Origin of the sequence: Microcoleus sp. B4-D4, from assembly GCF_036705185.1 — a bacterium.
Lineage (GTDB): Bacteria > Cyanobacteriota > Cyanobacteriia > Cyanobacteriales > Microcoleaceae > Microcoleus.
In genome coordinates this window covers 169336-191063 of the sequence record NZ_JAUBTX010000004.1, presented here as the reverse complement: position 1 = coordinate 191063, position 21728 = coordinate 169336, and the positions used below count along the sequence as shown (strand labels likewise).

Genomic DNA, 21728 nt, shown 5'->3' with positions numbered 1-21728 from the left:
TCCTCAACTTTATTTACTATTGTTTATTCTGATTCAATTTCGCCAGTTTGGGGAGTTTCCACAACTGCTTGAGACAAATCTCTCGCGGCCAAAACAACACCATTGACTGTAATAGAGTCAATCATAAACCGAGTTGTTTCTTGGCGGTGTCCTTTTTTCTTCCGAGTTTTCTTTTTCGGCTTCATCTTGTAGACGAGGACTTTGCGGCCCCGGAAATGCCGCAGCACAGTTCCTTCGACTGTGGCATTTTCTACTAGAGGCTGGCCGATATGAACGTCGTCTTCGTGCTGGATCAGAAATACTTTGTCAATGGTGACTTGTGATTCAGCTTCGACGTGAAGCAGTTCGATGTCGTAGAAGCGGCCCGGTTCTACTCGAAATTGTTTGCCGCCGGTCTCAATAATTGCGTAGGTCATGGGATAGTCGTTGGGTTTGCCGTACAGGTAGCTGGTTAGTCATTGGTCATTAGTCATTAGTCATTAGTCATCAGTCATTTAGTTATGAACTTTTGGCTGTGGACTTTTGGCTGTGGACTTTTGACGGCTGCTCTCCAGCTTTTGGAATGTCTCGACCTGATCCGAGCAGGATTTAGACAGACAATCTACAATTATTGTTGATTTGGGTATTTTTGTCAAGTTCTCCCGTGCGCCGCAATTTTCTAATTAGGCAGTCTTGCACGCAAAGGCGGTCATAAACAGGGTTTTTTTTACGAAAAGGGGCGTTTTCACCCAGAGTAAGGATAAAAAACCCGGTTTCTTTGGTCTGAATGTCGCGAACTGTTAGGGATAAAAACAGAAGATACTGGACATTTTTATCCCATTTATCCAAATTCAAGCAGTCGCAGAACACCTGCTACTTCGCAACAATTCCAAAGCCTGATGTCTTACCCTGCCTTCCATCACCTCTTTTTGTAAAGTAATAAAAGCCTCAAAATCTTCTAAACCGTACTTAGTCATCTGCAACTGCTGTCGCAACATTTCTTCTGCCTCAACCGTTAAATAACCTGTTTTTAAAGCTTTTTGGACAATGGTACTGATTAAAGTCATAGTAGATTCACCCTGCAGGCACGCACGTAAACAGTGGAGTTTTGTCACCAGACTAACTCAGATTTTAGTTTGTTTCCCGATCGCCCTTCAAATAGGTCAAATCTACCTTAAGGCATATTTAAACCTATCGATTTGTCAGTGGAGAATTGTATCAATTTTTACTCACAAATGCGATTCAATTGATGATTTAACAGCTATTCTTGAAACTCAAGCTACACATCAATAGTGTAGAATACTTTAAAAATAAATGGCAATCCCTTGCCCTGCCTAGGAATCATCTAATTTTAAAAAATGATATTAAATTTAAAAATGTAGCACAATTTATTGTCACAGGCATTAGTTGGTTTCTAACAACAGTCGCCATTCTCTGACAGCAAAGGGAGGAACCAGCAACGCAGCTTGTTTTTCACCTTTCACAGGCAAGTTCAACCGCAAAGGCTGATTACTTTCGACTTGTGTAATGATTGATTTAAAATCGTATTCTCCGACATTAATCGGCAAATCCGACTCGCTCCAAATATCATTAGCCATGCCCATTGCGCGACTTCCCGCAGCCACATTCAGCGGCACAGGGTGCTGCAATTCTGTTCCGGGAAACCCTACCAATCTCAGATTAAAAGAGTTTACTACTCCCGACTTTACTCGCTTGTACAAAACCACTTGCCACGCTTTGTCATCAGTATCGCGCAGGCTTTGTACGGAACGAAACATTACTCTGTCGCCCGCTTCTGGATACTTGTGAATCGAGGCGAAAGCGGGCGGGCTGAGAGTTAAGGTTAGATACAAACACAAGCTAATGATTGTTAAAGCCTTGAAAAAAAAAGGTTTCTTACTGAGATTGTTCATAGGATGACCAAAATATCGCTTATTACCCAAAAGTTTAATAGATAAAAAAGTAGGGTGCGTGCGACGCGCCCTACTACTCATTTTAAACCTATAATCCCACTGCCTGCTTAAGCGCCGGGAAGAGCATAAAAAGCAACGCCCTCATCCCGGAAATCAGATCTCCCTTGTACCGCACGCCGCTGCTCGTCGCTTGCTGTGAAAAAGTGTGTAATATTTAGCGAATTTTCCCGTTCCCTCGCTAGGTTAGTAAAACGATAGACGGGTATCGCACCCGGAACTGCCGTGCTATATGAATTGAAAACCTCCCCCTGATCGCGGAACTGGGGTAAGGTGCGAACAAAGCTTATCTCACCAGGTTTATTCGTAAAGAAATAGGTTCCTGATGCCGTATTTAAGAAGCGTTGAACCTGTGCGTTACCGCCGTTTGGAGCAATAAATTCATCGCCTTCACTCTGGAAACGAGCAGGGTTGGTTAGTCGGTCACTTTTCTCTGTTGGATCTGTAGTATAAAAATGCCCTCCTGCCGTCTTGTCAAAGAAACGCGCGACGGGAACGCCACTACTGCCTCCTGTATTTACAGGCGCACCTGTTATAGGGTCATTCAAGGTGACATTGCCACTGGGAGTTGAAACCTGTAATGTGAAAGGCTGAGGAAGTTCGTTTAACGTATTATAGCTAGTCACGCGGACTACATAGTCCACACCAGGCACACTTGTAAGCGGGTTAGAAGCACCATTGGAGTATATGGTACCAAAACCCGGTATTTTTGGGTTTGGGAAGCCGCCGCTATCATCATCCTGAGCAACAAGAAGACCCCTCGTATCAGCGACATTCGCACCCGTGCTGTCTTTGGGTACCTGAAAGACTTGCACGTAAGGGTCGAAGCCAGTGCTTAGATCTTTAAAAAGATCAATTGATATAGGCTGATTAACTAAATCTACTTTTAAAAGGTAATCTTTAGCGCGAGTTCTTGCCGAACCATCGTTAGGATTAGGAGTCGGGATATCCTTGTCAGTTGCAGTTAACTGATTTGACAGTTGAATTGATGCCATTTAAGCTGTCCTTTTAACTTTTTTGATAGCAGGTGTTATAAAATACTGCCTTCTACATTTATAAAACACTCAAGACTGATAAGTTACCTAAGAGCTATTAGTATTTTTATTAGGTATTTTTGTGAAAAGTATACCAACGCGGGAATTAATTTTATTTTACATAAATTGTTAAATTTATGTAAAACATTGTCTGACATCAGTAAAACCCACATTCCGCACCCTACGGTGTCACACAGCATAATTACTTATAAAATCAATTTTTCCAGTAAAAAGTTATATATTATTAGAAAAATATTTTTTTATCTACGGTATATCAGTATAATTTATAGCTTGAGGGTTCGATAAAAATAAGTAAAAACCGATTGTGACAGTTTAAGGTGCGGAATGTGGGATAAAATTTCACAAAAAGTTAGTGCCTTAAGCAGGTACAATTGTAAATAATTATAAATAATTATAAATATACCATGACAAACCTAAATAAATCCTTACAAATACCAGAACAGAAGTTTATAGAGGCTGCGGCTTGCTGGAATCTCGAACAGTTATATGCAGACTTGACAGCGGCCAAACAAGAGTACGCTAGCAGTACAAAGCAGCGACTCACTCCTTTAGAAAAAACTTACCTGCGAGGATTACTTTGCAATTATAGTCCCCCGGAAATTGCCACCGCACTCCACCGCGAATGCGCCGGTATTAGAGTAGACTTATCGAGAGGGCTGTATCGCTATATAGAAGTTTTAACGCTGCAACACCCGAAAGATTGGAAAGAAATTCCCAGTCTCCTAGAAATATTTGGTTATAAACAAAAGGGGAATGTAGAAACATTACATCCTACATTGATACATTATATCCAAACTCCCGAAACTTCCATTGACAATCCAACTGAATGGGGGATGTTGGCTGATACGTCTATTTTCTACGGGCGCGCAACAGAACTTGCTAACTTAGAGCAATATATTTTACAAGAAAACTGTCGTTTAGTTGCTATATTGGGTATGGAGGGCATTGGCAAAACTTCTTTAGCATCTAAGCTAACAGATGTGATTAAACACCAGTTTGAGAGATTGATTTGGCTCAACCTAAGTCATGCACCTCTATTGGCAGATACTTTAGTAAATTTGCTCGAATTCTTATCAGATAAACCACTAAGCGGTTTAGATAAATTGCGGTTAATTGCTCGCGATCGGGAAAAAAAAGTTTTTCTTCAAGCTGCGATCGCTCTCAAAGAGCGACCGCAGCTTGAATTTTATCTAGAAAAACTAATCGCTTCCACAACTGCAATAGAACAGACGATCATCGCTGATGGTATCCAGCGGCTGATTCAGTGTTTACAAAAGCGTCGATGCCTAATAATTTTAGATGAGTGGGAAGCTGTTTTCAGCATTGAGCAGTTAACAGGAAATTATCGAGAAGGATATCAAGTATATGGGGAATTTATGAAACAAGTAGCAAAATCGCAGCATCAAAGTTGCTTGCTGTTGACTAGCTGTGAAAAACCCAAAGAAATTGCAGCGTTAGAAGGTCAAAATCAAGCTGTACGGTCATTAAAATTGGGTGGTTTGGGAGAGGCTGCTGTGGAAATCCTTAAAAACAAGGGTTTGTCTGAAGAATGTGAATACTCAGAACTGATAGAAGCATACAGCGGCAATCCTTTAGCGTTAAAAATAGTCACAACAACGATTAAGGATATGTTTGGCGGAAGCATTGCTAACTTTTTAAGAAATGGGCTATTTCTGGGAGATTATAGCGATACGTTATCTCGGCAGTTTGATCGCTTATCATCCTTAGAAATCCAGCTATTGCACTGCATGGCGAAAGAAGTCAAGCCTGTTGAGATTGAAAAATTGTGTTCAAATATTCAGCAAGATCGGGACTCGGATTTTTTTAAGACGTTGGAATCGCTTTTCAGGCGATCGCTAATTGAAACAGTCCCAGCCGAAACTGAAACCCTGTTCGCGCTTCAACCTGCGATCAAGAAATATCTGATGTCTGTGGCAAGATTGCCTAAGCTATAAATAATCTACCGAGGTTCTATTTCCAATCGGTTTCGGCTTGGGATAGCACGTAGGCTGAAACATCGATAATTTGTTGTTCCGACAAACGATCTTTGTAAGCGGGCATAATACCTTTGCCGTTGGTTACTAAGTTGGAAATATTATCGAGGGAATCCATGCCGTATTTTTTCAAGGCTTTTTGTTTCAAGTTTTTGCCGCGCCTGATAATGTTGCCACCGTTGATGTGACAGCCGGCACAGTTGGCGCTGAAGACTTCGGCGGCGGTGGCAGTTTCGGGAGTTGTAGCTGGATCGGCGATCGCCATTTGGGAATTAGCAGCGATTTCTACAAATGCTAGTGTCAGTATCAATAGAAAGGCGGTGAGAATTTTTTTTAATTTATTTAGGGAAATCATCTATTTGCAATTTGAAAAATAGTGCTGGGTTTCATGATATCACTAAATACGGGTTTTGGGGTTGACTCACCGATTCATTCTTCCCAGTCGAATGTGCGGGTAACTGCTTTTTTCCAAAAGCGATATTTTTGTTCCCGAAGTGCGATCGGCATTTGCGGTTCCCAAATACAATCCACCGCCCAATTATCCCGCAATTGAGCTAATTTACTCCAAAAACCCACCGCCAAACCAGCCGCATAGGCAGCGCCCAATGCAGTAGTTTCTGCTACCACAGGCCGCACCACAGGCACTCCCAACACATCGCTCTGAAACTGCATCAGCGTGCTATTTCCCACCATCCCACCATCTACTTTTAAAGACAAAAGCTGCACAGCAGAATCCTGATTCATCGCATCCAATATTTCCCGCGTTTGCCATGCTGTCGCTTCCAATACTGCACGGGCAATATGTGCCTTAGTCACGTAGCGAGTTAAACCTACAATTACTCCCCGCGCGCTGTCTTGCCAATAGGGCGCGTAGAGTCCAGAAAAAGCCGGCACAATGTAAACTCCTGCGCTGTCTTCGACAGTATTTGCTAATGTTTCTACTTCTGCAGATGTGTTGATAATGCCCAAATTGTCCCGCAGCCACTGTACTAATGCTCCGGCGATCGCAATACTGCCTTCGAGAGCATACACAGCGGGCGATTCTCCCATCTTGTAGGCAACAGTTGTCAGCAACCCTTGCTTTGAAGGGACGATCGCCTCACCAGTATTCAGCAGCATAAAACAGCCCGTACCGTAAGTATTTTTCGCCTCCCCAACATTGAAACAAGTTTGCCCCACCAGAGCAGCCTGCTGATCGCCCAAAGCAGCAGCAATTGGAACACCATCTAACAATCCTTTTGCAGTACCAAAAATGTGACTGGAAGGGCAAATTTCTGGCAGCATACAGCGGGGAATTCCCATTATTTCCAAAGTTTCAGCATCCCAATCGAGGGTTTGTAAATCCATCAACATCGTGCGGCTAGCATTGGTAACATCAGTAACGTGCGCGCCGCCGGTGAGGTGCCAAATTAGAAAACTATCGACAGTACCAAAAATCGCCTCGCCTCGATTTGCAGCTTCCCGCAATCCTGCAATATTGTCCAACATCCACTTGATTTTCGGCCCGCTAAAATAAGTAGCCAGTGGCAAACCGCATCGTTCTCGAAATCGATCTTTGCCCTCAACTTCTGCTAAGCTAGTACAAATTTTGTGAGTGCGGGTATCTTGCCAAACAATCGCATTTCCGTAAGGTTTACCAGTTTTTCGGTTCCAAACAATTGTAGTTTCGCGCTGGTTGGTAATGCCGAGGGCAGCAATATCTTTGGGGTCGATTTTGCCTAGTTCAAGGGTATTTTTAATGACGCTTTGGGTGCGCTGCCAAATTTCATCGGGATTGTGTTCAACCCATCCCGGTTGCGGATAAATCTGCTGGTGTTCTTGTTGGTTGCTGCAAATGATGTGTCCCTGGCGATCGAATATGATAAATCGAGTGCTGGTGGTTCCTTGGTCGATCGCTGCTACGTATTTTTTTGTCAATTGTTTAAAACCTTTTTAATAAGAAGGAAGAAGGAAGAAGGAAGAAGGAAGAAGGAAGAAGGAAGAAGGAAGAAGGAAGAAGGAAGAAGGAAGAAGGAAGCCCTTCGGCTTTGCAAGCGGGTAAAAAGAAGACATAAGAAAAAAGAAGACATAAACAGCAACCTTTGGAGCAATATGTATTTTAGGTTTAGTTAAGTCAATTTACTGAGCGTTCGAGTCTTTAACGTCTATGATAATATGTAAAAGTCAAATTAATCTCAAAATTTTTAGTTTAGGGAAGTCCCTACTTTGAAACTAGCAGAATTGCTCAGACTCGATCGCACAATTAAGGTTATTGGCTTTGACGACGCTCCATTTTCTCGTACCAGCGGCGGTCTGGTGTCCGTCGCCGGAGTAGTCTGCGGAGGCACCAGATTTGAAGGAATGGTCTGGGGACAAGTCCTCCCAGACGGATTAGATTCCACTGATGCTATTTGTCAGCTACTGCTAGGAGGAAAATTTCTGCCGCAATTGCATCTCGTTTTACTAGATGGAATTGCTTTCGGCGGCTTCAATATTATTGACCTTCGGGAGTTAGCATCGCGGCTGCAAATTCCTTGCGTTGCTGTGATGCGCCGCCAACCAGATTTAGCTGCTATTGAAAAAGCCCTCGGCTATTTACCGGACTTGGAATACCGTTTAGAATTGTTGCGTCGGGCTGGAAAAATTTATGCTTTTGAACCTTTCTTTTTTCAGGTATGCGGCGAACAACCGGAAGTAATCGCGCTGGTACTCCAGCGTTTGACTGATACTGGTAAGGTTCCTGAAGCTTTGCGTTTGGCTCATTTGATTGGTGCGGCGGTTATTACTGGTGTTAGTGGTAGTTCTGCTTGAATTTATTATGGGCGATTTGATTGATCTGAAGTCAAAAAGGTTGGTAGTGAGCAATGCGAGTCCGCTAATTTGGATGCGGAATCGCATTCCGAACGATCGAACCAAATAATGATTTAGCTTCTGACAATTTCGCCCTCAATTTCACCGAATTCGATTTTAGTTCCCAAGGCTAAAGTTAGGGTGCTTTCAGGTTCAATCATTTTTATGTCGCCTTGAATGTCTGTGGCCCACCAAGCCCGATCGCCCAAATTAGTCAATCCCAACGAAAGCTGGTCTTTTGAACGAGAATTAACCAGCGCTACAACACCATTAGACGCGGTAGCTGTTAAACTAGGGATGTCCGATGTTAATAGCTGAGTTCCCGCAGTCAGAGGCATCACTCGACTTCCCAATTTCAGAAAAAATTGACCGTTGTTAGAAGAATCGGCTGGGGATTTGTGTGATATAATAGTCTGGTTGACAGGAGGCGAACTTGCAGCGGGAAAGTCAGAGTTTCCGACGGTAATTGTACAGTTGCCGATTCTCTTTTGGTCGCCCGATCGCAAATAACTCACCACCCCGCTACCGACATTTTCGCAAGCAATTTGACCGCCTTCTAATTGAAACCGCATCGCTAAGGGCGAAACACCAGGAATGTAGATAATAGACAAATTTTCATCGCTACCAAAAGTCACCGGTTCGGCACCAATAGTCAGAGTGCGATTCGCTCCATTATCGTAACTAATTACCAGCCAAGCTTTGTTAAACAAAGTTTCGGCTACAACCAACATAATTCCAATCCAAAAGCCGATCGCAGCACAGCCAGCTAAACGGCCCGCCACACCGGATAAATTGTAAGCAAATAGAATAAACAAACAACCGCCCAAAAGCCCGCCAACACCGCCACCTCCCGCGCCGCGCAGCACTCCCAAATTAGGAATTCGTTTGGAAAGTCCAAGTCCCAACAAACTGCCGGCTATTCCCCAGCAAATTACTCGTAATATTTCGTTTTTGCCGTCGCCAATCCCGCTAAAAATACCTTCGGCAATCGCTCCAGAAATTGCCCCGGTTATTAAACCAAATAATCCGCCATTTTTAAAAGCTTGTTTAATTTGGGGTTTGCCTTTAATGTAGTAATAATAGCCGATCATAATCGCAGTAGCAATCCCGCCGCCTACCAATCCAAACCAGCGAGTTGTGGACAATACACTGTCAAAAACAGATGTTGAATTATTGAGCCGCTGCATGAAAGGTTCGGTGATGAGATTGCCGGCAAAACCGCCGACAGCACCGCTAATCCCAAACTGCAAAGCTTTTTTAATGGCTGATAGATTTCTTTTCACGGCGCACCTGAATTATAAAGTGAGAGTCAATCGATTTTAGATTTTAGATTTGGTTGGGGGAGCATCTGTAGTTTTGTATTTTTAGCGAGCTGTGGCGATCGCCAGCCGTCAAAAAATAGTTATGGTAAAAGTGAGATGCTCCGTAATAAGTAGTAAGACACAATTAATTACACAAAACTCTGGGCTACAAGCCTTGTCTAGTAAAGAATCAGCAAAAAATCAGTGTGTAATTAATTCTGTCCAATTACTTATCATGTCCGGTCTACGCTCGTCACAAAAACAGTCCGCACGCTCGATCCAATTTTATCATTGTCAATTGACCGGACATGGCATTACTTGCAGCTCCGTCAATGTGGGATTCTGACTTCGATCTAAAATTTTAGGTCGATCGCGACGAGTGTCGGGGGCTTGTCTCCATTTTTGGCCGGGTCAAATTTAGCTACAAGCCAGAAAGTCACCATTTCCGATCCGCACCAGTCGCCACCCTGTCTCCTCCCCGTCTCCCGCACCTTTTTTTGAGACAGAAGTCTTCGATCCTCGCGCCGCCGCCTTCGGGACAAACCAGTCCCTAGAGCGATCGCCTGCAACCTTTGCTGGTAAATAATTTTAGCGATTTTCTTGACTGTCAAATTTGCACCTATCAGAGCCCAACCGGGGCCCCAAGATGAAAAGGAATGTTACAAACTATTACAGTAACACTCAGAATGTGAACATAATGCCTCAAAATACTTGCGAGAGGTAGTTGCGTCAGACAAGCAATATTCTGACTAACTGCCCGACAGTTACTCGATCGCCACTTAGCGATCTGCTGCAATCTCGATCGTAGATTAAAGATCGCATCAGTCATTTGTGGTATTCTAAGCGACAGGCACAGTGCGGGCACTCACAAGCGCACCGGCGTGAAGAACCAGCGCCGTCAAACACCGAAGGCAGTCACCAGCAAGCAAATTCAACACTTGCTAGCTCTGGAAAGTCCGCCCTTCCCCGTCAAAGCTCCTGCGACCAGCGAAGCGAAAGGTACGGGATGAAAGCGCCCGCCGCCGCTAGCTCAACGCAGAGCAGTTCGTATAGCAAAATATCCAGCGGGTACACACAAGATGAGTATCGTCACCAAATCAATCGTCAACGCAGACGCCGAAGCTCGCTACTTGAGCCCAGGTGAATTAGACCGGATCAAGAGCTTCGTCACCTCTGGTGAACGCCGCGTCCGCATCGCCCAAATTTTGAGCGAATCCCGCGAACGCATCGTCAAGCAAGCAGGCGACCAACTTTTCCAAAAGCGCCCTGATGTTGTTTCTCCCGGCGGCAACGCTTACGGCGAAGAAATGACCGCAACTTGCTTGCGCGACTTGGATTACTACCTGCGTTTGATCACCTACGGAATCGTAGCTGGCGACATTACTCCGATCGAAGAAATCGGTATTGTCGGCGTCCGCGAAATGTACAACTCTCTCGGAACCCCGATTGCAGGCGTCGCTGAAGGCGTCCGCGCTATGAAGAGTGCAGCTTCCTCGCTGCTGTCTGGAGAAGATGCTTCCGAAGCTTCCTCTTACTTCGACTACGTTATCGGTGCGATGCAGTAAGGAATTTTGATTTTTGATTTTTGATTTTTGATTGAAGAATCGGGGGTTGCTGACAGCAAGCTAAAAGCTTTTGCAGATAACCAACCACTTAAAAATCTCAAATCCCCAATCCCAAATCCCAAATTCTAGCTCCAAAATTGGACTGACTCAGCCACTTTCTAGGAAACAAGACAACCATGCAAGACGCAATTACCGCCGTAATCAATTCCTCTGACGTTCAAGGTAAGTACCTTGACATCAGCGCATTAGACAAGCTCAAGAACTACTTCGCTTCTGGCGAACTGCGCGTCCGCGCCGCTACCGCTATCAGCGCCAATGCAGCCACAATCGTCAAAGAAGCAGTTGCTAAGTCTCTGTTGTACTCAGACGTAACTCGTCCCGGCGGCAATATGTACACCACTCGCCGTTATGCAGCTTGCATCCGCGACTTGGACTACTACCTCCGCTACGCCACCTACGCAATGCTAGCTGGCGACCCTTCCATCCTCGACGAGCGCGTGCTCAACGGTTTGAAAGAAACCTACAATTCCTTGGGCGTGCCCATCGGTTCTACCGTACAAGCAATCCAAGCAATGAAAGAAGTCACCGCCGGTTTGGTTGGTTCTGACGCTGGTAAAGAAATGGGCGTCTATTTCGACTACATCTGCTCTGGCTTGAGCTAAATCGAAGGAAAAAGGAAGAAGGAAGAAGGAAGAAGGAAGGAAGAAGGAAGAAGGAAGAAGGAAGAAGGAAAAAAAAATTATTTTTTACCTCTTTAAGCTTTTAACTTTAAACTTTTAACCTTAAACTTTTAACTTTGGACTTGCTACCTTTAGCTTTCAAAGAGGTCAGGGAAGTTACGAGTGATTGCTAGACCGTCAAAGGCCAGTCGAGAAAGCCCGACAAGTTTTAACGAGCTAGTTTTGACTCCTAACTCCCTGACTTCAATCTTTTTAAAATCCATCTAAAAATCTGTAAACCTACTCAGGAGTTAGTTTCCCATGAGAATGTTTAAAGTGACTGCTTGCGTCCCCAGCCAAACTCGCATCCGCACTCAGCGCGAATTGCAAAATACCTATTTTACTAAGCTGGTTCCCTATGACAACTGGTTCCGGGAACAGCAAAGAATTATGAAAATGGGCGGCAGAATTATTAAAGTGCAACTGGCTACCGGTAAGCCCGGAGCTAATACGGGTCTACTTTAAAATCCGAGGATGGATTGGTAGAGGGGCAAGAGGTCGATCGCGGCCTCTTTTTTTGTTTGTTATGATTTTATAGCAGAAGGAAGTTCGGCAACGAGCAATGTACGGGATGTAACGGATGTAACGGATGTAAGTCCGTCGGAAGACGGAAGAAGGAAGACGGAAGACGGAAGACGGAAGACGGAAGACGGAAGACGGAAGACGGAAGACGGAAGACGGAAGACGGAAGAATGTAGTAATTTGTTGGGTGTGCACTGTACACCGGTTGACTTCGTAGCCCATTCCCCCAGCGGTTGACTTTTCTAGTCGTTACCAGGAAGAGCGAAAGTAACGCAGATGGGTGAGGAAGAGCCTCCTTAATCCTCTGCCGAGGCAGAGTAAGAGTGATATGGGTTCCCAGGCAGAGCCTTGGAACCAGTTAAAAGAAACCGGGTTTTTTCATCGAGATTGAGGGTTTTAAGCAAATATTGGGTGAAAAAACCCGGTTTCTAACAGTCTATGCGATCGCAAACTAGACTAAGAACTAATGACAACTGACAACTGACAACTGACTAATGACTAATGACATTCGACGCTTCATTCCATTTTTAGACCCCAGCGCGTCGCAATGGGGCGCTGAGGCCCGCTGGCTCAGGTGGCTGACTTTTTTGTGGCTGTTTGTAGGGCTGACAGCATTGTTTTCGGCTTCCTATCCCATTGCAAATTCAGAATTTGGAGACGGCCTTTACTATTTTAAACGACAGCTCATCGCAGTGGCGATCGGGCTGGCCGGCTTTAACTTAATGGTCTACTCCCCCCTGCGTTACCTGCTCAAATCAGCTCAATTAGGCATCCTGCTGCTGCTGGGATTGCTCTGGTTGACCTTAATTCCGGGAGTGGGAACCACAGTCAACGGGGCGACTCGCTGGATATCTCTGGGCCCGGTGCCGATTATTCAACCTTCGGAATTGATCAAGCCGTTTTTTGTACTCCAAAGTGCCCGCATTTTCGGCAACTGGCCCCGGTTGACAAATAAAGTTCGCCTTAGTTGGCTGTTAATTTTCGGCGCAATGCTGTTGGGAATTTTGTTGCAGCCAAATTTGAGCACCACGGCTTTGTGCGGAATGACTTTGTGGTTGGTGGCTTTGGCGGCGGGTTTGCCTTACTTGCAGTTGGGCGCAACGGCTTTGGGGGGTATGATGTTGGCGGTTTTAAGTATTAGTTTTCGGGAATATCAGCGCCGCCGGATTATGTCTTTTCTCAATCCTTGGGCCGATCCGATGCAGGATGGCTATCAGTTGATTCAAAGCCTGCTGGCTGTGGGTTCTGGGGGGATTTGGGGTGTTGGTTTGGGGATGTCGCAGCAAAAGTTATTTTATTTGCCGATTCAGTACAGCGATTTTATTTTTGCTGTGTTTGCTGAGGAGTTTGGTTTGGTGGGAGGTTTCTCGCTGTTGCTGATGTTGGCGGCTTACACTACTGTGGCTTTGAGGGTGGCGACGAGGGCCCGGAATATTGAGAGTCAGTTGGTGGCGATTGGGGCGATGGTGGTGATGGTGGGACAGTCGCTGCTGAATATTGGGGTGGCGACGGGGGTTTTGCCGACTACGGGTTTGCCGCTGCCGTTTTTTAGTTACGGGGGCTCGTCGATGGTGGCGAGTTTTTTGTTGTCGGGGTTGCTGATTCGGGTGGCTAGGGAGAGTTCTGAGGCTGATGTTGTTTCTTTGGAGGGACGCAGAAAGATGCCTGGAAAGCCGAAGTTGCGATCGAACAACGGCACTGCACAAACCGAATAATTTGTCAATAGCAAACAAACCCGGTTTTTGGCAAAAATCGGGTTTGTTTATTACTTAAAAACTACTGGCAGAATACCAATTTATAGGAACCGGTATTGTAGGGAAGAACACTGATGTTGAGAAAAAAAGAAGTCGGCGATCTTAAGGCAATTCGAGATTTATACCGTCACAGATGAATGTCGATCGACTATTTCCGCCCGTCACCCTTATTTGGCAGTTCTTCTTGTTGTTCTTGAGGTTTAGCTGTGATGTTAGCTAATTCTTTTTTGTCGGGTTGCGGTGTTTCTGGAGTTGAGTTAGCCATTGAGTTTTTTCCTAAATAGATGCACCGCTTAATGATATCTTTTCTGGCTACAAATGTATTGCTGTAGATAGGGGGAGGAAAATCAAGACAGACAATTCGATTTGGGCTTTAATATTAGACAGCATTATGTAGATGCAAATGGCTGTCGCTTGCTATACTGCTGGAGGGTTGCAGCCAAACAAATCGGAGGCGGACGCAAAAACACCTTTGTTAAGAATTAAATGCCGAGATGGCGAGATCGAACGATTAAGCCTTGCTGCTGCAATTTTTCCAGCATTCGCGTTACTGTTACCAGAAAGAATTGGTTTAAAGCCCCAAGCCCGATCGGGAGAAATTAAAAGAAGACTATTTATTAGTCCAATCCTCTTCCTTCCAGTTAGAGGTCGCTATCTTGCAGTCAACAGTCAACAGTCAACCGTCAACAGTCAACCGTCAACAGTCAACCGTCAACCGTCAACCGAACCGCGTCGTGCAGCAAATCGCATTAGCAATATCTTGATCTGTCAAGCGGATGCTCAAACCAGAGGCCTGTCAAAAGTTATGAAACTGCAAAAAATTGGATTGTCGGCACTGATCTCAATCTTAGCGGGGCTGACTGTAGGCGAGTTTCGGTTTATCCCTAATTCTCAATTTAAAATCATCAATTCTCAGGCCTTGGCTCAAACCCAAGCTCAGCAAGCCGAAGCAGACCGACTCTTAAAGGAAGGGACTCAGCAGTATGATATTAGTCAATTTCAAGCTGCATTGCAGTCTTGGCAACAGGCACTAATAATTTATCTAGAAATTAAAGACCGCCAAGGCGAAGGGTGGGCTCTGGGAAGTCTGGGAATTGCTTACGATTCCCTCGGCGACTACGCCAAAGCGATCGAGTACGCTCAGCAGTCGTTGGCGATCGCCCGAGAAATTAAAGACCCCGAAAGCGAGGGGTGGGCTCTGGGAAGTCTGGGAATTGCTTACGATTCTCTCGGCGACTACGCCAAAGCGATCGAGTACGCTCAGCAGTCGTTGGCGATCGCCCGAGAAATTAAAGACCGCCAAAGCGAGGGGACAGCTCTGGGAAATCTGGGAAATGCTTACCGTAACCTCGGCGACTACGCCAAAGCGATCGAGTACGCTCAGCAGCAGTTGGCGATCGCCCGAGAAATTAAAGACCGCTACAGCGAGGGGACAGCTCTGGGAAATCTGGGAAATGCTTACCGTAACCTCGGCGACTACGCCAAAGCCATCGAGTACGCTCAGCAGTGGTTGGCGATCGCCCGAGAAATTAAAGACCGCCGAAGCGAGGGGGGGGCTCTGGGAAATCTGGGACTTGCTTACCTTTCGCTCGGCGACTACGCCAAAGTCATCGAGTACGCTCAGCAGCAGTTGGCGATCGCCCGAGAAATTAAAGACCGCCAAAGCGAGGGGGCTGCTCTGGGAATTCTGGGAATTGCTTACTTTTCCCTCGGCGACTACGCCAAAGCCATCGAGTACCAACAGCAGTCGTTGGCGATCGCGCGAGAAATTAAAGACCGCGAAAGCGAGGGGAAAGCTCTCGGAAGTCTGGGAATTGCTTACCTTTCCCTCGGCGACTACGCCAAAGCGATCGACTACGCTCAGCAGTGGTTGGCGATCGCCCGAGAAATTAAAGACCGCCAAAGCGAGGAGACGGCTCTCAACAATCTAGGATTCGCTCTCTCCAAATCTGGCAATCTCCCAGCAGCAGAGAAAACCCTACTTGATAGTATTAAAGTTTCGGAATCTCTCCGTGCTGGATTAGGCGATGTCAATAAAGTGTCAATCTTTGAAACTCAAACTAACCCCTACCTCACTTTACAAGAAGTCTTCATTGCTCAGAAAAAAACTAATGACGCTTTAGAAATTGCCGAACGGGGTAGGGCCCGAGCTTTTGTGGAGTTATTGGCATCTCGCCAAGCCCCATCTACATCTGTCCCAACTACTATCAACCCCCCCAATATCCAGCAAATTCAACAAATCGCTAAAGAGCAAAACGCTACCCTCGTCGAGTATTCCATTATTAGGAATGAAGCCCTCTATATTTGGGTCATCAAGCCGACTGGTGAAATTACCTTTCGCTCCGTTGACCTCAAATCTCTCGACATCAATCTACCCGAAGCCAGCGAAGAGACAAGAGTATCTGCTGCTACCGGGAGGAGAGGATTAAACGAGCAAGATACCGCCTTAGCTGAGATGATTCGCGGCACTCGCGATGCTCTCGGTGTATTGGGGGACACTGCCAATACACAAACAGCTAATTCCCCTGCTTCTACCACTGCTAATTCTCGGATAATCTACCCCAAATTACAGCAAAGTTATCAACTACTCATTCAACCCATTGCCGATATTTTACCTACTGACCCGAATGCTCCTATCATCTTCATTCCCCATCAATCCCTGTTTTTAGTTCCCTTTGTCGCTTTACAAGCTCCGACAGGTCAATATTTGATTGAAAAACATACCATCCTCACTGCTCCCGCCATTCAAATTTTGCAGTTTACCCGCCACTCACGGCAAAAAAACCGACAACTTTCTCTCCAAAATAACCTCGTCGTCGGCAATCCAATTATGCCCAAAATAGGCACCCCGCCGCGCCAATTAGATCCCTTACCGGGCAGCGAACGGGAAGCAATTATAATTGCCCAACTTCTGAATACTAAACCGATTACAGGCTCTCAAGCGACTAAAGCATCGATTACTCAACAGATGCTAAAAGCCCGGATTATTCATCTGGCAACTCACGGATTACTCAATGAAGTGAAGAGGGGAGATTTACCGGGAGCGATCGCCCTTGCTCCATCAGGAAATGATGACGGATTGCTGACTTCCAGTGAAATCTTGGATTTAAAATTAAATGCTGAATTAGTGGTATTAAGTGCTTGCAATACAGGCAGAGGAAAAATCACAGGTGATGGTGTGCTTGGATTATCTCGTGCTTTAATTAGTGCTGGAGTTCCTAGTATTATCGTTTCTCTGTGGTTAGTATCCGATGCTGCGACAGCGGAATTAATGGCAGAATTCTATCGCCAGTTACAGAAAAACCCGAATAAAGCTCAAGCTTTGCGGCAAGCGATGCTGATGACAATGAAGATGCACCCAACTCCGCAAGATTGGGCAGCGTTTACGCTGATTGGCGAAGCCGAATAAGATTTTTTTCTGCGCTTGCTACACTGCTTGAGGGTTGCAGCCAAACAAATCCGAGGTAGAGGCAAAAACATCTTTGTTAAGAATTAAATGCCGATCGCCATCTCGACTGATTAACCCTTGCTGCTGCAATTTTCCCAGCATTCGTGTTACTGTTACCCGCGTCGTACAAATAGCATTAGCAATATCTTGATGAGTCAAGCGGATGCTCAAACGAGTTCCCTCAACCACAGGCTGACCGAAGTCCTGTTGCAATAATAGCAGTAGCTGATACAAACGGTGATCTACTCGCCGCTGTCCGGCGATCGCCAAAATTGATTCCATTTGCCGCAGCCGCCGAACCATTTGAGGCAGCAACTCCTGAGCCAATTGAGGAGAAGCTTCGATTTCCACCATAGAATACCAAATCAAATAAACATCAGATGTCGCCGTAGCTCGGTAAGTCTGCAAATTTGTCAACCACAAACCGAAGCACATCGAAGGCCCAACCCAACCCAAAAGTCCTTCTTCCCCGGTTGGATAAAGCGTGCTCATTTGTGCTAAGCCTTGACAGACGCGCCAAAGTCCTTGAGACATCAAAGGAATGGTTTCGCCCTTGGCATAAAAATGCAAGTTTCGAGTCGCTCCTGTGTTATGCTGGACTTCCGCTAAAAGTGCTTTAGATGTTGGTGGCATATCCGTTATTTCCAGCTAAAAAACATGAGTGTCAGACCTACGCATCTGACTCTAGCTTGCCAAGGTAAAGGTTTGGCGATCGCCAGGTTAGCGGTAAGATAAGCTTTAGTTGTCAGTTGTCAATTGTTAGTTGTTAGTTGTTAGTTGTTAGTTGTTGGTTGTTAGTTGTTAGTTAGTTGTTAGTTGCTAGGGGCGGTGGATGGTGCGTGTCCGCTCTCTCAATTGTTAGTTGTTGGTTGTTAGTAATTGTCACTTGAATGAGTGCGGGCGGGAGCGAAAAAATAAATGCACTTGTTATGCTGGACTTTTCAATAAATATTTATTTTAAAACAACTCAATAAGTGGTTTTATATGCTTATTTATATGGCTCGCGGTGCGGTGTGGTTCGCCCTAGGTATAGAGATTATATCAAATTCCTTATCATCGGAATAGTAAATTAACAGTTAACAGTTAACAGTTAATAGTTAACAGTTAACATCATGTATGAGTGCAACAGGAATTGATATCATGTGGCAATGAATGTATTTTTAATAATTAATCAGACTATTTGTTAAAAAATAGTAGATGAAGGTTTTACCTTGAAAAATACGGGAGTTGTGAAGTTCGATCGCCCTTCCATACCGGCCGAGTCTGCTGCTACCTGCTGCGACAACCTTCAAGAGCTTCTAAAATAGTTGAAGGAAGTATCAAAAGAGAAAAGTAAGGTTTTTCATGGCCGATCAATTAATTCGCGCGAAAGCAGCAGATGGCGGAATTCGGGCTGTAGGCGTCATTACCACCCGTCTGACTGAAGAAGCAAGAGGGCGACACAACCTCTCCTACGTGGCTACAGCCGCCCTCGGACGCACGATGTCGGCGGGGCTGTTACTCGTATCCAGCATGAAGCGCCCCGAATCGAGGGTCAACATTCGCATCAAAGGAGATGGGCCGCTGGGCGGACTTCTGGTTGATGCGGGACTTGATGGCACGGTTCGAGGTTATGTGAGCAATCCCACAGTGGAATTGCCGCCCAATGCCAAAGGTAAACTCGATGTCGGCGGGGCCATCGGTGAGGGCTATTTGTACGTGGTGCGGGATGTTGGATACGGGTTCCCTTACTCAAGTACGGTAGAATTGGTTTCTGGCGAAATTGGCGACGATCTGACTCACTATTTGGCAACCTCGGAGCAGACTCCTTCGGCTATGGTTTTGGGGGTGTTTGTCGGGGCGGGCGGTGTGCAAGCGTCTGGGGGCGTGCTGTTGCAGGTGTTGCCGAAGGCTGCAGCGGACGAAGAACTGGTGCGAACTCTAGAATCTAGGGTGGCTGCACTGTCGGGCTTTACGCCGCTGTTACGATCGGGCAAAACGCTGCACCAGATTCTCGAAGAGTTACTGGGTGATATGGGGCTAGAAATTTTCCCGGAAACTCAGATGGTGCGCTTTCACTGCGGCTGTTCGTTCGAGCGAGTTTTGGGAGCTCTCAAAATGTTGGGCGAAGCCGAACTCCAAGACATGATCGAAAAAGATGGCGGGGCTGAGGCTACTTGCCATTTCTGCAACGAGGTTTACAAAGCTAACAGCGACGAATTGGCTGAACTGATTGGCGATTTGCGCTCTGACTCCGGTTCTTGAGACGATAATGTGTAATTGGCTCTATTGAGTGCGAGTTAGGGATGACGGCCTTGACCAATTGCCAATTACGCATTATCAATTACCTAATCGCAAAATTAAAATTTTGGCAGTTTGGGGATCGGCCCAAAGCAGTCTTGGGCCGACGGGAGTATGTAAAAGTAATGAATACATTCTATAGAGCAGTAGATAGCAGCGATCGCAGTTTTGAAATAATTAAGACAGGCTGGTTGCTGTTTGTGGTGAGCGGAGATTTATGAGTCAAGATCGCAAAACACCAGACCATTGGTCTGCATCAGAATCCTTCGAGTCAAAAAAGGATACTTCCTCGCTAGTGCCAATTCCCGCCAGGAAAAACCGCGCTGAGCGACTTAAAGAAATCCGTGAGTTGGTGACTTCGGGAAAACAGCCGGGAGGGTATCTGGAACAGCGGCCCAAAGAGTCTGGGGAAAACTGGCAGCCGGAGGAACATAATCCTTTGTGGCGGAAGTGGTTGAAGAACTGGCAGTTTTGGCTGGCGGTGAGTTTGATACTGTCGGTGGGTATGGGGTTTGTGGCAATTGCGTCTTTGCTCAACTTGACTGCGGAGTCGAATTGCTCGAAGGTTTTTTGGCCGACGGCTTCTGCTAACGATCGCTTTTTTTGCGCTCAAGAAGCAGCTAGCAAGCGGACGGTGGATGATTTGCTCAGGGCGATCGAATTAGTGAATGCTTTGCCGTCAGATCACCCCCTGCGACCGAGAATTAACGGTCAAATCGATCGGTGGTCGCAGGATATTCTCAAGTTGGGAAATGCTAGATTCCAAGAAGGGAAGCTGGACGAGGCGATCGCGATCGCCCGCAAGGTTCCTCAAAACGTTCCCGCTTACCCGGCGGTGGAAAAGCAGATTCAACAGTGGCAGTCGATATGGAACGATGCAGAGAAAATTTATGCTGCCGCAGTCGCCTACTTGCGTCAGGAAGAGTGGGGCCAAGCTTTCCGCCAAGCTAATCTGCTGTTGGATACGGGAAATACCTTCTGGGAATCGACTAAGTACGAAGAACTGACTCAGGCAATTGACACGACAAAGGCTGAAGGCAATAAGCTGATCAAAGCCCGAAATACAGCCTCGGCGGGAGGGCTGGACAATCTGGTGACGGGTATTAAGCTGGCTCAGGGAATCGATCAAAACAGTTATTTGTATCAGGCTGCCAATAAGTTGATCGCGGAATTTAGCAAAAAAATTCTGGATATCGCCCAAAAACGCTTGCAGGCGGGCGATTGGCAGGAGGCGGTCGCGATCGCTAACAAGATTCCAGATGCGGCAAATTTAAAAGCACAAGTTGAAGATTTTAACCAGTTGGCGAGTGCTACGGCTCAGGCTTTGACTGGCTCGGTTGAGGGTTTGTCTAAGGCGATCGAGATTGCTCAAAAGTTGAAGGACGGTCGCCCTTTGTACAAACAAGCTGCTGATTTAATCGGCCGCTGGCAGCAAGAAATTGCTGATGTGAAAACTTTGGATGTGGCAAGCAGGCTGGCGGCGCCGGGAGGAGTGAAGGATTTGAGGGCTGCGATCGCGCAATTGCAAACAGTCCCCCAATCAAATCCCCGCTCCGGGGAAGCTCGCACTCAAATTATTAACTTGAGCCGTCAAATCGAGCTGCTCGAAGACAGTCCGTACCTCCAAAGAGCTAACGATTTGGCGAGCGCGGGCGATCCGAATTCTCTGGAGGCCGCCGTGGCTCAAGCTTCTCGGATCGGTCAAGGTAGGACGCTTTACCGGGAAGCTCAAACCAAAATTCAAGCTTGGATCGAGAGAAGACAGCGCCTTCAAGACCAGCCGTTTTTGGATAGAGCTCAGCAGCTAGCAGCAAGCGGCAATTTGGCGGGGGCAATTGAGATGGCCCGCCGGATTCGATCGGGAAGGGTGCTTTATGAGGAAGCTCGATCGAACATGAGGACTTGGCAGGCTCAATTTTTGGGCGAGCAAGGCTTGCAGAGCGCCCGTCAGGCCGCCATACCGGGGACTGCTGACGCTTTGGAAACGGCAATTTCCCTTGCCCTTCAGGTACCAGAGTCGAGTTCGCTCCGCTGGCAGGCGAGTGAGGCGATTGATGAGTGGAGCCAGCGGATTTTGGGGCTTGCTGTGGAACAGTCGTCGTCGGATCTGGCTGGGGCGATCGCCACTTTGAAGAAAATTCCCTCGGGAGCTCGGGCTTTTGAGCAAGCGCGATCGCAAATCAAAGTTTGGGAAGAGTCCCTGAATCCTCCGCCTGCCGAATCTCCGGCGGTGGCTCCCGAGCCACCGGAAACCGAGCCTCCGAGCCCGTCTCCGAGTCCCTAGGCTAACTCGCTTGCCCGACTTTGAGCAG

General features: G+C 46.4%; 20 protein-coding genes. 11 read left to right on the top strand and 9 right to left on the bottom strand.

Annotated features, from left to right (window positions below; all coding sequences use genetic code 11):
- Positions 1-23 precede the first annotated feature (23 nt).
- The 4 genes from rplU to QUB13_RS05505 form a co-directional block, all read right to left on the bottom strand.
- Positions 24-416: a 50S ribosomal protein L21 gene (gene rplU, locus QUB13_RS05520; protein WP_194008993.1), complete on the bottom strand. Its 393-nt coding sequence runs from the start codon at positions 414-416 to the stop codon at positions 24-26.
- A gap of 414 nt (positions 417-830) precedes the next feature.
- Positions 831-1046, bottom strand: a complete 216-nt coding sequence (locus QUB13_RS05515) for a hypothetical protein (protein ID WP_194008992.1) — start codon at positions 1044-1046, stop codon at positions 831-833.
- Between the two features lie 336 nt (positions 1047-1382).
- Entirely contained in the window at positions 1383-1892 is a 510-nt protein-coding gene (locus QUB13_RS05510; RefSeq protein WP_333379608.1) for a DUF3122 domain-containing protein, read from the bottom strand.
- Between the two features lie 107 nt (positions 1893-1999).
- Positions 2000-2944, bottom strand: coding sequence for a hypothetical protein (locus tag QUB13_RS05505; RefSeq protein ID WP_333379607.1), 945 nt, complete (start codon positions 2942-2944; stop codon positions 2000-2002).
- 464 nt (positions 2945-3408) lie between these two features.
- Between QUB13_RS05505 and QUB13_RS05500 the strand changes: the two genes are divergently transcribed.
- A complete protein-coding gene (locus tag QUB13_RS05500) occupies positions 3409-4959 on the top strand; it encodes an NB-ARC domain-containing protein (protein ID WP_333379606.1) in 1551 nt (516 codons plus the stop codon).
- Between the two features lie 16 nt (positions 4960-4975).
- Here the strand turns inward: QUB13_RS05500 and petJ are convergent, their stop codons facing one another.
- Both petJ and glpK read right to left on the bottom strand, forming a co-directional pair.
- Positions 4976-5353, bottom strand: coding sequence for a cytochrome c6 PetJ (gene petJ, locus QUB13_RS05495; RefSeq protein ID WP_333379605.1), 378 nt, complete (start codon positions 5351-5353; stop codon positions 4976-4978).
- 74 nt (positions 5354-5427) lie between these two features.
- On the bottom strand, positions 5428-6915 hold the full coding sequence (gene glpK / locus QUB13_RS05490) for a glycerol kinase GlpK (RefSeq protein WP_333379604.1): 1488 nt from the start codon (positions 6913-6915) through the stop codon (positions 5428-5430).
- On the opposite strand from glpK, the gene QUB13_RS05485 reads away from it, so the two are divergent.
- Positions 6916-7110 carry a hypothetical protein gene (locus tag QUB13_RS05485; protein WP_333379603.1) on the top strand — a complete coding sequence of 65 codons (195 nt, stop codon included), beginning with the start codon at positions 6916-6918 and terminating at the stop codon, positions 7108-7110.
- Between the two features lie 93 nt (positions 7111-7203).
- Positions 7204-7788 (top strand): endonuclease dU, encoded by a 585-nt coding sequence (locus QUB13_RS05480; protein ID WP_333088644.1) that lies wholly within the window; start codon positions 7204-7206, stop codon positions 7786-7788.
- A 113-nt stretch (positions 7789-7901) separates the two neighbouring features.
- Here QUB13_RS05480 and QUB13_RS05475 read toward each other — a convergent pair whose 3' ends face one another.
- Both QUB13_RS05475 and QUB13_RS05470 read right to left on the bottom strand, forming a co-directional pair.
- Positions 7902-9110, bottom strand: a complete 1209-nt coding sequence (locus QUB13_RS05475) for a hypothetical protein (protein WP_333379602.1) — start codon at positions 9108-9110, stop codon at positions 7902-7904.
- Positions 9111-9481: 371 nt separating this feature from the next.
- On the bottom strand, positions 9482-9739 hold the full coding sequence (locus tag QUB13_RS05470; RefSeq protein ID WP_333379601.1) for a hypothetical protein: 258 nt from the start codon (positions 9737-9739) through the stop codon (positions 9482-9484).
- 270 nt (positions 9740-10009) lie between these two features.
- On the opposite strand from QUB13_RS05470, the gene QUB13_RS05465 reads away from it, so the two are divergent.
- The 6 genes from QUB13_RS05465 (at position 10010) to QUB13_RS05435 (ending at position 17097) form a co-directional block, all read left to right on the top strand.
- A complete protein-coding gene (locus QUB13_RS05465; RefSeq protein ID WP_333088647.1) occupies positions 10010-10138 on the top strand; it encodes a hypothetical protein in 129 nt (42 codons plus the stop codon).
- Positions 10139-10207: 69 nt separating this feature from the next.
- Positions 10208-10693 carry an allophycocyanin subunit alpha gene (apcA, locus tag QUB13_RS05460; RefSeq protein WP_333379600.1) on the top strand — a complete coding sequence of 162 codons (486 nt, stop codon included), beginning with the start codon at positions 10208-10210 and terminating at the stop codon, positions 10691-10693.
- A gap of 176 nt (positions 10694-10869) precedes the next feature.
- Entirely contained in the window at positions 10870-11355 is a 486-nt protein-coding gene (apcB, locus tag QUB13_RS05455; RefSeq protein ID WP_006634930.1) for an allophycocyanin subunit beta, read from the top strand.
- Positions 11356-11673: 318 nt separating this feature from the next.
- A complete protein-coding gene (locus QUB13_RS05450) occupies positions 11674-11877 on the top strand; it encodes a phycobilisome linker polypeptide (protein WP_006634929.1) in 204 nt (67 codons plus the stop codon).
- Positions 11878-12428: 551 nt separating this feature from the next.
- Complete coding sequence (locus tag QUB13_RS05445) at positions 12429-13649, top strand: FtsW/RodA/SpoVE family cell cycle protein (RefSeq protein WP_333379599.1); 1221 nt, start codon at positions 12429-12431, stop codon at positions 13647-13649.
- Positions 13650-14091: 442 nt separating this feature from the next.
- Positions 14092-17097, top strand: coding sequence for a CHAT domain-containing protein (locus QUB13_RS05435; RefSeq protein ID WP_442922134.1), 3006 nt, complete (start codon positions 14092-14094; stop codon positions 17095-17097).
- A gap of 18 nt (positions 17098-17115) precedes the next feature.
- Here the strand turns inward: QUB13_RS05435 and QUB13_RS05430 are convergent, their stop codons facing one another.
- Positions 17116-17769, bottom strand: coding sequence for a Crp/Fnr family transcriptional regulator (locus QUB13_RS05430; protein ID WP_333379598.1), 654 nt, complete (start codon positions 17767-17769; stop codon positions 17116-17118).
- A 711-nt stretch (positions 17770-18480) separates the two neighbouring features.
- Between QUB13_RS05430 and hslO the strand changes: the two genes are divergently transcribed.
- Positions 18481-19380 carry an Hsp33 family molecular chaperone HslO gene (gene hslO, locus QUB13_RS05425; RefSeq protein ID WP_194070284.1) on the top strand — a complete coding sequence of 300 codons (900 nt, stop codon included), beginning with the start codon at positions 18481-18483 and terminating at the stop codon, positions 19378-19380.
- Between the two features lie 253 nt (positions 19381-19633).
- Entirely contained in the window at positions 19634-21700 is a 2067-nt protein-coding gene (locus QUB13_RS05420) for a hypothetical protein (protein WP_333379597.1), read from the top strand.
- Positions 21701-21728: the final 28 nt, after the last annotated feature.